Annotated in this window: 12 protein-coding genes and 1 tRNA gene; 3 read left to right on the plus strand and 10 right to left on the minus strand. The window is 47.5% G+C overall.

Translation table 11 applies throughout. From position 1 onward, the window contains the following. Positions 1-396: 396 nt before the first annotated feature. Together E2R66_RS27445 and E2R66_RS27450 are read right to left on the minus strand one after the other, a co-directional pair. Positions 397-474: transfer RNA gene (locus E2R66_RS27445), tRNA-Val, on the minus strand. 130 nt (positions 475-604) lie between these two features. Further along, entirely contained in the window at positions 605-916 is a 312-nt protein-coding gene (locus E2R66_RS27450) for a hypothetical protein (RefSeq protein ID WP_133236960.1), read from the minus strand. Positions 917-1,334: 418 nt separating this feature from the next. On the opposite strand from E2R66_RS27450, the gene E2R66_RS27455 reads away from it, so the two are divergent. Both E2R66_RS27455 and E2R66_RS27460 read left to right on the plus strand, forming a co-directional pair. Then, on the plus strand, positions 1,335-2,042 hold the full coding sequence (locus E2R66_RS27455) for a ferritin-like domain-containing protein (protein ID WP_133236962.1): 708 nt from the start codon (positions 1,335-1,337) through the stop codon (positions 2,040-2,042). A gap of 6 nt (positions 2,043-2,048) precedes the next feature. Then, positions 2,049-2,900, plus strand: coding sequence for a ferritin-like domain-containing protein (locus tag E2R66_RS27460; RefSeq protein ID WP_133236964.1), 852 nt, complete (start codon positions 2,049-2,051; stop codon positions 2,898-2,900). Between the two features lie 85 nt (positions 2,901-2,985). Here E2R66_RS27460 and E2R66_RS27465 read toward each other — a convergent pair whose 3' ends face one another. Beyond that, positions 2,986-5,004 (minus strand): DUF6600 domain-containing protein, encoded by a 2,019-nt coding sequence (locus E2R66_RS27465; protein ID WP_133236966.1) that lies wholly within the window; start codon positions 5,002-5,004, stop codon positions 2,986-2,988. A gap of 177 nt (positions 5,005-5,181) precedes the next feature. Here E2R66_RS27465 and E2R66_RS27470 point away from each other — a divergent pair, with 177 nt between their 5' ends. Further along, the gene (locus tag E2R66_RS27470; protein WP_133236968.1) at positions 5,182-6,144 is read left to right on the plus strand and encodes an isopenicillin N synthase family dioxygenase; all 963 of its coding nucleotides are present in this window, start codon (positions 5,182-5,184) and stop codon (positions 6,142-6,144) included. A gap of 639 nt (positions 6,145-6,783) precedes the next feature. On the opposite strand, the gene E2R66_RS27475 is transcribed toward E2R66_RS27470, so the two are convergent. The 7 genes from E2R66_RS27475 to E2R66_RS27505 all read right to left on the minus strand — a co-directional run bounded on the left by E2R66_RS27475 (position 6,784) and on the right by E2R66_RS27505 (position 13,014). Beyond that, positions 6,784-7,290: a GNAT family N-acetyltransferase gene (locus E2R66_RS27475; RefSeq protein ID WP_133236970.1), complete on the minus strand. Its 507-nt coding sequence runs from the start codon at positions 7,288-7,290 to the stop codon at positions 6,784-6,786. A 7-nt stretch (positions 7,291-7,297) separates the two neighbouring features. Further along, a complete protein-coding gene (locus E2R66_RS27480; RefSeq protein WP_133236972.1) occupies positions 7,298-7,579 on the minus strand; it encodes an ATP-dependent Clp protease adaptor ClpS in 282 nt (93 codons plus the stop codon). Between the two features lie 50 nt (positions 7,580-7,629). After that, the gene (locus E2R66_RS27485) at positions 7,630-10,101 is read right to left on the minus strand and encodes a carboxypeptidase regulatory-like domain-containing protein (protein ID WP_133236974.1); all 2,472 of its coding nucleotides are present in this window, start codon (positions 10,099-10,101) and stop codon (positions 7,630-7,632) included. A gap of 70 nt (positions 10,102-10,171) precedes the next feature. Further along, complete coding sequence (dcd, locus tag E2R66_RS27490; RefSeq protein ID WP_133236976.1) at positions 10,172-10,708, minus strand: dCTP deaminase; 537 nt, start codon at positions 10,706-10,708, stop codon at positions 10,172-10,174. A gap of 211 nt (positions 10,709-10,919) precedes the next feature. Beyond that, the gene (locus E2R66_RS27495; protein WP_158288526.1) at positions 10,920-11,573 is read right to left on the minus strand and encodes an SGNH/GDSL hydrolase family protein; all 654 of its coding nucleotides are present in this window, start codon (positions 11,571-11,573) and stop codon (positions 10,920-10,922) included. A 68-nt stretch (positions 11,574-11,641) separates the two neighbouring features. Then, the gene (lipB, locus tag E2R66_RS27500) at positions 11,642-12,370 is read right to left on the minus strand and encodes a lipoyl(octanoyl) transferase LipB (RefSeq protein WP_133236980.1); all 729 of its coding nucleotides are present in this window, start codon (positions 12,368-12,370) and stop codon (positions 11,642-11,644) included. Further along, positions 12,370-13,014: a 4'-phosphopantetheinyl transferase family protein gene (locus tag E2R66_RS27505; protein ID WP_133236982.1), complete on the minus strand. Its 645-nt coding sequence runs from the start codon at positions 13,012-13,014 to the stop codon at positions 12,370-12,372. The genes lipB and E2R66_RS27505 overlap by 1 nt, the downstream gene beginning before the upstream one ends. Between the last annotated feature and the right edge of the window lie 449 nt (positions 13,015-13,463).

Raw genomic sequence — 13,463 nt, forward strand, 5'->3', positions numbered from 1 at the left:
GCCGTCAGGTAAGATCAACCGGACAAGGGTTTCGTGTGGTGTTGGCAATGCTTTAGTATTCGTTTATCCTCCAGCAAAACAAATAAATTTTATCCTATCCCCCAACTTTTAGGACTGATCCGATTTGTTTTCATTTTTAGATTGCGCTTCTATATGTAAAGTGTAAAGTTCACCTTCTTTGGCCATGCTTGAAGCATTACTGTAGTAAATTAACTGATAAAGCATTTTGGGTACATTAAAGCTGTTTATACCAAATCTTAATGTGCTGCTAAGGTAGTGGAAATGGTTTCGATAATAAACACCTATTGGACTTTGCAAACATTTGCACGCAGTTTGAATGGCCGGGGAATAGGGATAACAAAAAACCCCTTAGAAGTTATCTAAGAGGCTTTTGAATGGTGGGAGTTACTGGGTTCGAACCAGTGACCCTCTGCTTGTAAGGCAGATGCTCTGAACCAGCTGAGCTAAACTCCCTTTTGTTTTTCTTTTAACTTGTGGATAGCTCCCTTCGTTTTGGGATTGCAAATATAGAAATTGCTTCTTTATCCGCAAAAAAAAATTTAAAATATTTTTAAGTTGTAGATAGTGAGGTTGTTGCATGGGCTTATACGGCCAGGTTTTTCCCCTGTCTGGGGTCTTCCGGCAAAATTTCCATGTAGGGGAAGTCGATATAATCAGCATACCATTGTATTGCACTCACCACATCCAGGGCATCTTCTGCCGATATATGGATGGTTTCGAAGGCATACAGCTTATCATGGGCATACCCATATAACTGTATTTCATTGTCATCGGCGCTAAAGCTATCGTTATTTAGACAATACACCCTTATCTTCAGGCTGGTGTCTCTCGAATGGATTACGTCCCGGCATGGATTTTTTGGGTCGGTGGCTAATAAATATACATTATAATCCATCTGCTGTGATATTAGGAGCTTGAACTGCAATTACCTGATAACAACTAATTACCTGCGATTGTGTTTTTTATAATGCAAATTATCTGTTGGGGAAAAGCGTACCATAAAGCGTGAAGCAATTTCCACAACGTTAATTACGCGGTATTTATAAAAGTGCCTTTTTCGTATAAATTAAGCCGTTTTGGGTTTCGGCATAAAGATTGAATTAGCGTTAATACCCTTCCAAAAGGGTGTTTTTCATAGGTAGATGTAGGGCCGGGATACTGCGAGAGTTTTCCGGCCTTTTTTGTTTTAAAAAGTTTACGCCTTTTTTAGCTACTCCCGTTTTGGCTAATAAGTTTATCTGCAAGTTCAATCCTTTAACTTAAATCATTCGTTAATCTCCATAGTTAAAACCTACAAGCTAATAATTGTACTTATGAAAACAGAAACAAACTTAGAAACAGGCGGCGTAAACATGGCCAGGCGGTCATTCCTGCGTTATGCCGGTGCTGGTGCCGCCGCGGTGGCCGTGCTGGGTGCATCCTCATGCCGTAAAAGCGATTACTATCCACCTACAGATACCAGTACTCTGCCTCACATTGATATTGGTACAGGCGATATCGGTATTTTAAACTATGCTTATGCCCTTGAGCAATTGGAGGCTGCATTTTACCTACAGGTAATTGCAACCCCTTATAGTGGTATGAGCAGTATCGAAACATCGTACCTTACCGATATAAGGGACCATGAGGTACTGCATCGCGATTTTTTTAAAGCAGCGATAGGCTCTGCTGCAATTGGTACCTTAACAACCGATTTTTCTTCAATCAATTTCAGCGACCGTACAAGTGTGCTTACGGCGGCTAAATTATTAGAGGATACCGGTGTTACAGCGTACGACGGCGCAGGGTATTTAATTCAAAGTGCTGATTATTTAACCATAGCAGGCAAAATTGTTTCGGTTGAAGCCCGTCACGCGGCATTGATATCTAATCTTTTAAAGGCAGGTAGCTTTGCAGATACCGACCAGATAGATCAGAACGGCTTAAATAAATCGGCAACCATTGCCGAGGTTTTGGCTGGTGCTAATGGTTTCTTGAAGACCAAAGTTTACGCTACTAATTTCAATTACCCTAAAGTTTAAAGTGCCATGAATTTATTTAATATAATCGACGAGATAGAAAAAGTTGATCCGGAGATACACGAAAGGTTAAACCCCCGCCGTGCCGCCATCAAAAATATAACCAGTTTTGGGTCTAAAGTGGCCCTTGCTGCAATGCCTTTTGCATTGGGTACTATGTTTAAAAAAGCCTACGGCGCGGCATCTACCACGGATATACTTGGCGTGTTAAACTATGCCTTAACGCTTGAGTACCTGGAGGCATACTTTTACAACCAGGGTACCGCCAGCGGTGTTATACCGGCTGCAAACAGCGCTTACATTGCCGAAATAACCGACGATGAAAACAAGCACGTTACTTTCCTGAAAAATGTAATTACATCATTAGGCGGCACCCCTGTTACATCGCCAACTTTTGATTTAACGGCTGGCAATAATAAAGGCAATGGACCCTTTAAAGATGTATTGACCAATTACACTACCTTTTTGGCAGTAGCACAGGCTTTTGAAGATACTGGTGTGCGTGCATACAAAGGTGCAGCACCTATTTTATTAGGTAACCAGGTAGTTTTAACCGCCGCCTTATCTATCCACGCAGTTGAAGCACGCCACGCTTCGGCAATACGTTTATTGCGCCATGATCTCGGCCACGACGCTAACATCCGCCCATGGATCGTAAGTACATCTGCAAAAGGTAACGATACGGGTGTTGCACTTATCGACGGAAACTACGCCGGAGAAGAAAATGTAACCCAGGGTGGTGTAAACCTGGTGACTGCATTAGGAGTGTCTACCGGTGTTGCAACAGCTTCTTTTGATGAGCCTTTAACCAAAGACCAGGTATTGGCCCTGTTGGTTGGTAGCTTTATCGTTACACCGTAAATCTTCCAAAAATCAACATAAAAAGCGGCTGCCCGGAATGTATGTTCCGGGCAGCCGCTTTTTATGTGCGCTATTTTAAAATAATTTAAGGTCGGGCAGGGCGCTGGGGGCGTTGCTGGTCTTGCTGCCTTTGTTGGTCGCGTTGCTGTTGCTGGCGCTGTTGTTCTGCCTGCTGCTGGCGCTGTTGTTCAGCCTGTTGCCTTTGTTGATCCGCTTGTTGCTGACGTTGTTGTTCTGCCTGTTGCCTTTGTTGATCCGCTTGTTGCTGACGTTGTTGTTCTGCCTGTTGCCTTTGTTGATCCGCTTGTTGCTGGCGTTGTTGTTCTGCCTGTTGCCTTTGCTGTTCAGCTTGTTGCTGGCGTTGCTGTTCTGCCTGCTGCCTTTGTTGCTCGGCTTGTTGCTGGCGTTGCTGTTCTGCCTGCTGCCTTTGTTGCTCGGCTTGTTGCTGGCGTTGTTGTTCTGCCTGCTGCCTTTGTTGATCCGCTTGCTGTTGGCGTTGTTGCTGGCGTACTTGCTCAGTTTGCTGTTGGCGTTGTTGTTCTGCCTGCTGACGTTGTTGATCCGATTGCTGTTGGCGTTGCTGGCGTACTTGCTCGGTTTGCTGTTGGCGTTGTTGCTCGGCTTGTTGCTGGCGTTGTTGATCTACCTGTTGTCGTTGCTGTTCGCGGGCCTGTTGTTGTTGACGTAATTGCTCGGCCTGCTGGTCGCGCTGTTGTTGGGCTTGTTGCCTTTGCTGATCGCCAACTTGCTGTTGTTGCTCGCGGCCCCGTTGTTGTTGGCGCTGCTGATCTGCCTGCTGCCTTTGTTGGCGCAGTTGCTCTGCCTGCTGATCCGTGGCTTGTTGCTGCTGTTGCTGATCGCGCTGTACCTGCATTTGCTGTTGTTGCTGATCGCGTTGCTGACGCTGCTGGTCGGCTTGTTGTTGGTTATTCACGTCGATAGGTCTGCGGGGCTGTCTAACGCCATCGCCTTGCTGCCCGTTGGCACCAGTGTTATCCGGCCTGCGGTTAAAACCGCCATTGCCCTGCTGCCCGCTTTGGTTTCCTGCGCCTTGCTGGCTGGTATTGTCTCTCCTGTTAAAACGACCGTTACCCATACCTTGCTGCCCGTTTTGGTTAATCTGGCCGTTGCCTGGGTTACCATTCAGTACCGGGGCGTTGATCCCTCCACGGTTATTAGGGCGTATAAAGCGGCTATCGTTAGAGCGCGCCTCATTGGCCAGTCGGGCTACGTTATCGCGCTGTGTAACCTGCCTATTACGACTATCATAACCGCCTATCTGCTGGTTAGGGTTTTGCTGCCTGTAGGCTGCACCATCTATTACGCGTTGAGGGCGTGCGCCTCTATCCCTGCGAATATCGGGCCTGTAAAAATTAACCGTATTGCGGTTAAAACTGTTGCGCGATGGTCGATCGATATTATTAATGGTGTACAGCCTTACCGGCCTGCGTGTATAACGCTGTATCTCGTCGCGGCGTGGGCCAGTTACATACACATGGTTGTTATACCGGTATGTATTGCGGATAAAGTTACTGCGCCCATAAATGCTGCGTACACGTGCATAAGGCACACAGTATTGATATACGTTTGTGTAATTAATATATGCATACGGCGCAAACGACCAGTAAAAATCAGGGGTAGTGTACGAATTGAAATAATCATCTTCGTATGATGCATTAAAGATTACCTCAGGTGTCATGGGTGCCCAGCCGTAATAGCCGTTGCTTTCTCTCCACTCCACCCAGGCGGGGGCCCAATCGTTTCCGGGTATCCATTCCCAGCCGTAATAATCGTCGTAAGTCCAACGGCCGTAATGGAAAGCGGCCCATCCCCACTCATAATCAGATACCCAGGTGTTACCATACGAAGTGTACACCCAATGCCCGTTGGTGGCATAAGGGCGAAAATCTTCGTCAACATCGGGCACCCATACGTCGCCGTATTTGGCATCGTACACCCAAATACCGTAGGGCGAAAGCTGGTCGTAGAACTCCTGTGTAGAGATATATTGGCCCTGGGCCTGTGCGGAAGTTTTTGCGGGGGCTATAGCCATCAATAGTATGGCTAATAGTGCTGTCCCCCATATTTTGGTTAATATTTTCATAATCATTCAGGTGTAATAGGCTTATTTGCAGGTATGACTTGCCGAAACACAAAACGTTTAAACAATAAATAGTTTTAAGCCTTATATTGTATAGCAAAATGCAGGCCTCCTTTTTTTCCCGCGGTAATACCAAAGCATTTTTCTTTTGATAATTTTGTACGCAATAATACAATACTTATGAGCACCGTAAACATTCCCCGTCTCGATCTTAATAACTATATAAACGGCACAGCCGAAGAAAAGAAGCAATTTTCTGACAGCATTGGCGCAGCCTTTAACCAAACAGGTTTTGTTACTATAACCAATCATGGACTAAGCAAAGAGCTGATGGATAAGCTTTACGAGCAGGTGAAAGCGCTTTTTGCATTACCCGAGGCCGTAAAACAGCAATACGAAATACCTGCCCTGGCTGGCCAGCGTGGCTATACCGGCAAAAACAAAGAAACTGCAAAGGGTTTTAAAGTGCCGGATTTAAAAGAATTTTGGCAAATAGGCCAGGTAGATCCTGAAGCTACCGCGAGCAAAAAAGATTACCCCGATAACATGGAAGTAGCCGAACTTCCCGAGTTCAATAGCACAACCGAAGAGGTTTACAAAAAGCTGGAAGCCGCCGGTAAGCACCTGCTGCGCGCCATAGCCGTTTACCTGGAATTGCCGGAGGATTACTTCGACGATAAGGTGGCGCATGGCAACTCTATCCTGCGTACACTGCACTATTTCCCGATAGAAAACCCGGATGCATTGCCCAATGATGCTGTACGTGCAGGTGCACACGAGGACATTAACCTGATTACGTTGCTTATTGGTGCCAGTGCCGATGGCCTTGAATTGCTCACCCGCGATAATGAATGGTTCCCGGTGACGGCTTTTGGCGAAGATTTGGTAGTAAACGTTGGCGATATGCTGCAGAGGCTAACCAATAACAAGCTAAAATCTACCACCCACCGTGTAGTGAACCCCCCGCGCGAGCAAATGAAGAACTCGAGGTTTTCGGTGCCATTCTTCCTGCACCCAAAATCTGATATGGATTTAACCAGCCTGCCATCAACCATAGATGCAGAACACCCTAAGGTTTATACCGACATCACAGCAGGCGAATACCTGGATGAAAGGCTGAGGGAAATTGGCCTGAAAAAATAAAATCCGATTTTCACCACAAAAGCCGCCGTTTATGCATATAACAGGCGGCTTTTGTGTTTGATGGTGTTTTTTTTGAGGCTTAACTTTAATGTGCGTCAACCGTGTCTGCAATTCGGTAATGGTTACTGCCATACACCAAGCGTTGCCTGCAGCAAGGTTGGCGTTGCGCCCAGTCGGCAGCATAAAAAAGGGTTTACTATCTACCAGTAGCGCATGGTGGCCATTTTTTTCGATAAGCCGGGGTAGAGAAGATGATGCCGACTGCCCAAAAACTTTGCTCACTGCTGCGATAGCCAATACAAACCAAATAGCGATAACTTTCAAAATACTAGATTTTGACCGGTGCATTAAATGAGGAAACAGCAGCCGCAGGGCCGACCAGGAATGTTAAGGTTGATGCAATAAATATTAGGCAAACGGGCATAAAAAATGCGCCCTGTATCTCACGCAGGGCGCACCGTTACCGATAAATCAATAACCTCAACTAATCCCAATCTCATGGTTTAACCATAAACCCGGATGGATACAACAAAAAACCGTAAAATATTTTTGCGGAGGAAACAAGATAGACGTAAGCCGCTTTTGCCTCGATAAAAGGCAGTTTTTAGCCGATGTGGTTTACTTTAAAGCAAAATGCCGTTAAATGCGGTAAAGCAACAGCGTTTCGGTGCTACCAGCCATCTGGAATGGCCCCTGGCTTTTGAAGCCTAATTTCTCCAACAGGTTTTTAGATGGGATATTGATGGGGAGCGTTATAGCACATAAAGCGGATAGCTGTAAATCCCGTTGCGCGTATTGAAGTACGGCAGCGGCTATTTCGTATGCATAGCCTTTGCCGATGTATTCAGGCATCAAGGCATAACCTATATCCGGGCAATCGAGTGTGTCGCGTTTGATAATGCCGCACATGCCTATGGGTTCCCCGGTGTCTTTGTCTGCTACTAAATAGAGCCCGAAGCCGTTATCGTGGTAACTCTTAATGGGGCCGTCGATAAGATATTTCTCGGCATCGGTAAGGGTATATACCTTTTTATCGCCTATGAATTTAAGCCAGCCCGGGGTATTGAGTAATTGGAGGATAAATGGCGCATCGGCGGTGCTGAGCTGCCGCAGGCCAAGGCGTTCGGTTTGCAGGATAAAGCTCATCTGAAGGTTAATCTACACTGACGGTTAGGCCCTCTTGTTGTAATATCTTGCGGTAAATCTCCATTTCGGTAAAAGAACCCTCTAATACGGCACATTTCCCTTCATTGTGCACTTTCCAGGCAATTTTTTCGCCCTGCGATTCGGAATAATCCAGGTACTTCATCATGCAGTAAATCACATGATCGAAGGTGTTATGGTCGTCGTTCCATAAAATGAGGCGGTGCATCTCTTTCAGCCCGGCCAGTATCTCTTCGAGGGTGAGCGTTTCTTCCTGTACTTCGGTTGACATATCAGGACAAATTTACTTAAAAAACTTCAAAACTAAAGCTTTAAGGCCAATTACTCCACCTTGTACCGGTACACCTGCCGGCCCAGGTTGCCATCCGTATCTATACCTTCTATAACCACCCGGTAGGTGCCCTTGCCGCCAGCATTAAAATATTCAAAGGAGGCCTTGCCTTGGGCATCTGTAATCACAAAGGGGTTCCAATAGATGGTGCTGCGGAGGTCGGCCAGTTGCTTGTTTACTTTCGGCTGGTCGTACTGTGGTGAATAAAACGTACGTGCTTTTAGATAGCCTTTAGGGTAATAGGGTTTGATGCCACGGCCAGCTACCGGTCCGTCGTAGGTATTGTCGTTTTCGTCGCCGCGCTTGGTGGTGATAACGATTACGCCATTGGCCGCCCTGCCACCGTAAATGCTGGTAGAAAAGCCGCTGCGCAATACTTCAATAGCGGCAATATCATTGTAATTGATGCTGTTGAGGAAGCTGCCGTCTACATACATACCATCCAGAATTACCTGCATAGGCCCGAAACCCCGCGTGGAGTAGGGGATACCGTTGCGGAATATAACACCCAGCAAGCGCCCCTGCAGGCAATCGCTCAAAAAGGCGCAGCCATAGTTGCGCAAATCTTTCGCCAGTAATACCTGATCGGCATTGCCGGGCCCGTTCAAGTTGGCCGAATGCTTGAGTGCTATCTTTTTCTCGCGGATGATTACCTCGCGCAGGGAAATTACATGGTTGCCCACGCCATAGCGCCGCTGCATATCGTAAAGTTGTTTGCTACTGGTAGCGTAAACGGATAAGCTATCGCTGATGCTTACCAGGATAGGCGCAGCATGCCCGGCTATGGTAGCAGGAGGAGCGATGGAATCGAAGGTGATAACCACGTCGCGTTTGTTCTTTTCTGTACGGGCCTGTATAATGAGGCGGATGCTATCTTCAAAGGCCAGGCCCGTGAACGCGAAGCGCCCGTGCGCATCGGTAAGGGTGTCTATCTGGTAAGTGGCGTTATCGATATCTATCAGTTGCACTTTGGCATTGGCTACAGGCTTACCGCCCGGCGTGGTAATGGTGCCCGATACCTGCAAAGCAGTCTCCGGCTGGAAGGCTACCGGTGCAAACTTGTCCTGCATAATGGACTTCCACTCAAAGCGGCGGTAGCCTTGCGTAAGCATCAATACATCCAAATCGGTGCGGGCTTTATCTCCCGGGTGATTGAAATAATAGGCGGGTTTTTCGATATAGCCCTTCAAATCCGATGTGAGCAGCAGGCTGGCGAGGATATTATTCTCGCTATCTTCATTTACCGGTACCCGGCTCTCGTCGATAACCGATACCGAGAAACTACCCAGCGCAGGCTTATCACCGCTGAGCGCGTTTAAATTTAGTTTCACCTTTTGTTGCGGGGCAGATGTGAGCTTATCGGCGGCAAGGCTTAATTTCAACTGCGGGCGGTTGATAAATACGAGGCGTTCGTTTAGTGGTTCGCCGGAATCTGTAAAGAGCGTGAACTGTACTATCCCCGCCGGGAATTTGCTTTTGGGGACGATGGCTGTAAACTCGCGGCTGCCCGGCGTGCTTCTGCCTGCATAATAAACCTTGCCCGCGCTTTGCCCTACCAGGCTTAACACGCGGTTGGGGTATTGCTGCATGGTTGCCCTTGCGGTGGTAATTTTTACGGAAAGGTTTTGCGCATCTGCATCGGTAATAGCGAGCGCGTAACCTGTTTCTGATGCGTGCGGAAGGCTGACTGTGGCTTTCGTTCCGTCGGCATAAGTTATGGCAGCGGTATAAGTTTCGCTTGGCATCGGCACAAAACGGAATACCCCCATGCCTAAATGACCGCTTTTGAACGTGGCCACCTGTTTGCCCTGGTTGTTGCTTACTATGCCGCTAACATCAAGGCCTAGGCCAGTGGGACCTATTGCCTTAAAGGCCATGTTGCAATCGAGACCTACGATCATCGAGCCACCCTCCGGGAAAAACTGCAGTGATGGGTTGGCAACTATTGCGCCCGACGGTACAGCTTTAGCCGGGATGCTTTTACCTGTAGTTACCGTATTGGCATTGCTGATGGTATTGATGATGCTGATTTCCGTATCGAAAAAATATTCGCTCCCTGCGTTGCGCATGTAATTGGTGTAAGCGCGGAGGTGATAAACCCCGGCGTGCAGGGTATCGGGCAGGGCAAAATCGCCTGCGGCGGTGCCTTTGTCCAGTTGGAGTTTAAGGGATTGCTTTATGGTGCCGGTAGCATCTGTGAGGTCTACGTTGAGTACGCCGCTAAGGGTAGTTAACTCGTGGTAACTATCGCTGGTAACATATGCTTTAAACCAAATATCGTCTCCGGCGGCGTAATAGGGTTTATCTAAATGCAGGTACGCTTTTTCTACGGGGTTGGTATCGGCCCATTTGGCCAGTTGTTGCTGTATTTTGCCGATGGGATCATCTATTGCCACAAAACCCAAAATAGCGGCTGCGCAAGCAACCAATAATACGCCTGGAAAAAACTTTTTAAATGCCATAACCTATTTAGTAAACGTACGATATTACAACGCTAATTGGCTGCAATACTTATACATAAACCAATATACGTTAAAACTTGTTCTTCCACATCATGCTTTCTACCGGCCGGGTAGTGGGCTTGTTGTATTTAGCGTTGCTTTTGGTATTGTAAAGGGTTTCTATCTCGCCCTCTACCACAAAATAAATCAGCTGACCGATAGGCATACCGGCGTAAATTTTAACGGGTTGCGCGCAGGAGATCTCCAGTGTCCAGGTGTTACAGAAGCCTACGTCGCCTTTGCCTGCGGTGGCATGTATATCTATTCCCAAACGCCCCGTGCTCGATTTTCCCTCCAGGAAGGGCACATGCTGGTGCGTTTCGGTGTACTCAACGGTTACGCCCAGGTAGAGGGTATTGGGCTGCAGCACGAAGCCGTCTTTGGGTATCTCGAAACCGGTTATCTCGTTATGTAATTTGGCATCCAGCACGCGGTCTTTGTAGGCAGCCAGGTGTTTGCCCAGGTGCACATCGTAGGAGTTGGTGCCCAGGCAGTCGCGGTCAAAGGGTTCTATGATGATGGTACCTTTTTCTATTTCTTCGAGGATGCGTTTATCTGACAATATCATGGGCTGGCATTGAGGGGTCAAAATTACCACAAATCGCCGGGGCGGGCAAACTATTGTTCTGCACAATTAACTAACAATTATGGAGAATTAACGGGGAGTAGAGACGTTTCATCGTGGCTATTTAACTCACCCCGACTCCGCTTCGCTGGTTGACCCTCTGCTCCGCAAAGAGGGTGACTAAGACGCAAAATATTGCGTCTCTACGCAAGGGTTATTTCAAATTACTCAGCACCACAGGTGCCAATGCCTGTACCCACAGGCTGTACATCCCGGCAGCGGGGTGTAAGCCATCACCTGCTGTAAGCGTAGCATCTGTGGACGTTTTGCTATATGCCGGGCCGATATCTACCCAGGCTACGCCTTGTTTGTTGGTTTCGTCTTTATTGATGAGGTTGAATTGTTCCACATCGTCGCCTATGGTCTTTCTGTCGTAACCGCTTGCGAAAGGCGTCAGGCCCCAATTGGGTATGGAAATAACGAACACGTGGGCTTTATCGCCATTGGCGTAATCGATAGCGGTACTTAAAAGCTTCGCGAACTCGCTGCGATACACCGCTTTGCTGTAGCCACGGTATTGGTTGTTTACACCAATGAGTAGCGTTACGATACTGTATTTTTTGCCTGCTGTGCCGCTGGCGTTAATGGCGTTGATTAACTCGTCGGTAGTCCACCCGGTACGGGCGACGATGGTTGGGTTCGCGGTAATGTGCCCTGCCTGCGTCAATTGCGCAGCCAGCTGGTATGGATAAGATTGGGTAGCATTCACAGCTTCGCCAATGGTATAGCTATCGCCCAGCGCCAGGTAAGTAAGGTTATCTGTTGCCACAACGGGCGGCGTGGGTGGGTTGCTGTTATTATATGTCACGGGTGCTTGTATTTGTTTGTTGCAACCAAAAAAGGCGCCTGTTATCAATATCGCTGCTAATAAGTGTTTCATATTACCTCCATACCAAACAATACGGAAATATGCCCGGTAAGGATTTTTTGAACTGCATTTAAGTCAACTTCGTGCCCCAGTTCCTGCTGCATACTGGTTACGGCCTTATCATCTATACCGCATGGGACGATGTTCTTGAAGTAATCGAGGTTGGTGTTTACGTTCATGGCCAGGCCGTGCATGGTAACCCAGCGGCTGCAGCGCACGCCCATGGCGCATATCTTGCGGGCCTTATCGTTATCGGCATCAAACCAAACGCCGGTATAGCCCGGGTAACGACCGGCGGTAAGGCCATAATCGGCAAGGGTGAGGATAACCGCCTCTTCCAGCGTACGCAGGTACAGGTGTATATCGGTAAAAAAATTATCGAGGTCGAGTATTGGGTAGCTTACTATCTGGCCGGGACCATGGTAAGTAATATCGCCGCCGCGGTTTATGGGGTAATAAACGGCATTTTTTTCCTTTAGGCCTTCCTCATCCAGTAAAAGATGTTCTGCTTTGCCGCTTTTACCCAAGGTGTACACGTGCGGGTGCTGGCAAAAAACGAGATAGTTTGGGGTGAGGATTTCTTCTACAGGCTCATCGCCTGCGGATACTAATTGCGCACGGTTGCGTATCTCGGTCTTCAGGGCCACAGTTTCGGCAAACAGCTTTTCCTGCCTTTCCCAGGCTGTTTTATAGTCGGTAAGGCCCCAATCCTGTAGTATTACTTTTTTGTTCTTCATCACGCTTGCTCCTTCACGTAGCCTATCATGTAATCTTCGTATTTGATGTAATTCACCTCGTAGGCTCTATCTAAAGCGCCTTTTTTTAGTTTGGCATCTACTACACCATGCCCTTCGAACGCAAATGGCTGCAGCTTGATATTATCCAAAAAGGATACCTCCTTTTGCCCGTAGCATTTGTAAACGGCCTCTTTGGCGCACCAGCATACGTATAGCTGGTCGATTTTATTCTGCTCGCGGATGAAGGCCAGTTCATCCGCGCTCATAAACCTGTTGGCAATACGCTCCACCTTTTCTTTGATCTGTTCTATATCGATACCTACGGGACTGGTCTTGCTGATCATCACAGCAGCATAATCGAAGGAATGGCTTAACGATATATGGTAGGGTAGCGTAACCAGGTAAGGTTTGCCATGGCTATCCACCTTGCAATCGATATATTCCTCGGTGCGCAGCATTTTGCGGAGCAGTACGCGGGTGCCCAGCCAGTGCAGGTAACGCTTGCTTTTGCTCAGCTGTTTGGTGAAGGCTTTTTCGTGCTCATCCAACTGCAGCTGGCTGTATAATTCGTCGGCTCCTTCTTCGATACGCCAGAGGGCAAACTCTGTATCATCATCTATCTGGTGCCGGTATGCTATTGCCATAAAAGTAAAGTTGCAAAAAGGAGGGCAAACTTATATCAAATAAATATAATTATTCGTTTTTATGCCGATGTAATTGTAACAGAGCGCATGCAAATACGTCATACCTGTACTAAACATCTATCGCCATGAAAAAGATATATATAGCCGCCGCCATTTTAATAGCCGTAGCCTTAACAGAAAGCTGCCGCAAGCAGCAAATAGAAGCCGGTATGGCCGGACAGCAGAAGACTGTTAGGAACTGAGAAAGCTTAAAGCGGAAAGCTTTGAGTCGTAACCTATCACTTGCATATTTGACTCACCCCGACGGCCCGCACTACGCGGGCGTCGACCCTTATATGTTTGTTTTTTTGAAAGATTTATCAATTTTGATGCTAAGGAGGGATCCCCCCTGGCACTAAGATGCCGACAGAGAGTTTCTCCTCCATCAAGTTGAGTTCGGGGTATAACTT

This window comes from Mucilaginibacter psychrotolerans, from assembly GCF_004519315.1.
In the GTDB taxonomy this organism is placed as follows: Bacteria; Bacteroidota; Bacteroidia; order Sphingobacteriales; family Sphingobacteriaceae; genus Mucilaginibacter; species Mucilaginibacter psychrotolerans.

Bases quoted from the DNA above. Each gene is read 5' to 3' on its own strand.
- lipB (WP_133236980.1), bottom strand. From the start codon at position 12,370: ATGAAGAACAAAAAAGTAATACTACAGGATTGGGGCCTTACCGACTAT.
- E2R66_RS27460 (WP_133236964.1), top strand. From the start codon at position 2,049: ATGAATTTATTTAATATAATCGACGAGATAGAAAAAGTTGATCCGGAG.
- E2R66_RS27485 (WP_133236974.1), bottom strand. From the start codon at position 10,101: ATGGCATTTAAAAAGTTTTTTCCAGGCGTATTATTGGTTGCTTGCGCA.
- E2R66_RS27505 (WP_133236982.1), bottom strand. From the start codon at position 13,014: ATGGCAATAGCATACCGGCACCAGATAGATGATGATACAGAGTTTGCC.
- E2R66_RS27455 (WP_133236962.1), top strand. From the start codon at position 1,335: ATGAAAACAGAAACAAACTTAGAAACAGGCGGCGTAAACATGGCCAGG.
- E2R66_RS27475 (WP_133236970.1), bottom strand. From the start codon at position 7,290: ATGAGCTTTATCCTGCAAACCGAACGCCTTGGCCTGCGGCAGCTCAGC.
- E2R66_RS27480 (WP_133236972.1), bottom strand. From the start codon at position 7,579: ATGTCAACCGAAGTACAGGAAGAAACGCTCACCCTCGAAGAGATACTG.
- E2R66_RS27450 (WP_133236960.1), bottom strand. From the start codon at position 916: ATGGATTATAATGTATATTTATTAGCCACCGACCCAAAAAATCCATGC.
- E2R66_RS27465 (WP_133236966.1), bottom strand. From the start codon at position 5,004: ATGAAAATATTAACCAAAATATGGGGGACAGCACTATTAGCCATACTA.
- dcd (WP_133236976.1), bottom strand. From the start codon at position 10,708: ATGATATTGTCAGATAAACGCATCCTCGAAGAAATAGAAAAAGGTACC.
- E2R66_RS27470 (WP_133236968.1), top strand. From the start codon at position 5,182: ATGAGCACCGTAAACATTCCCCGTCTCGATCTTAATAACTATATAAAC.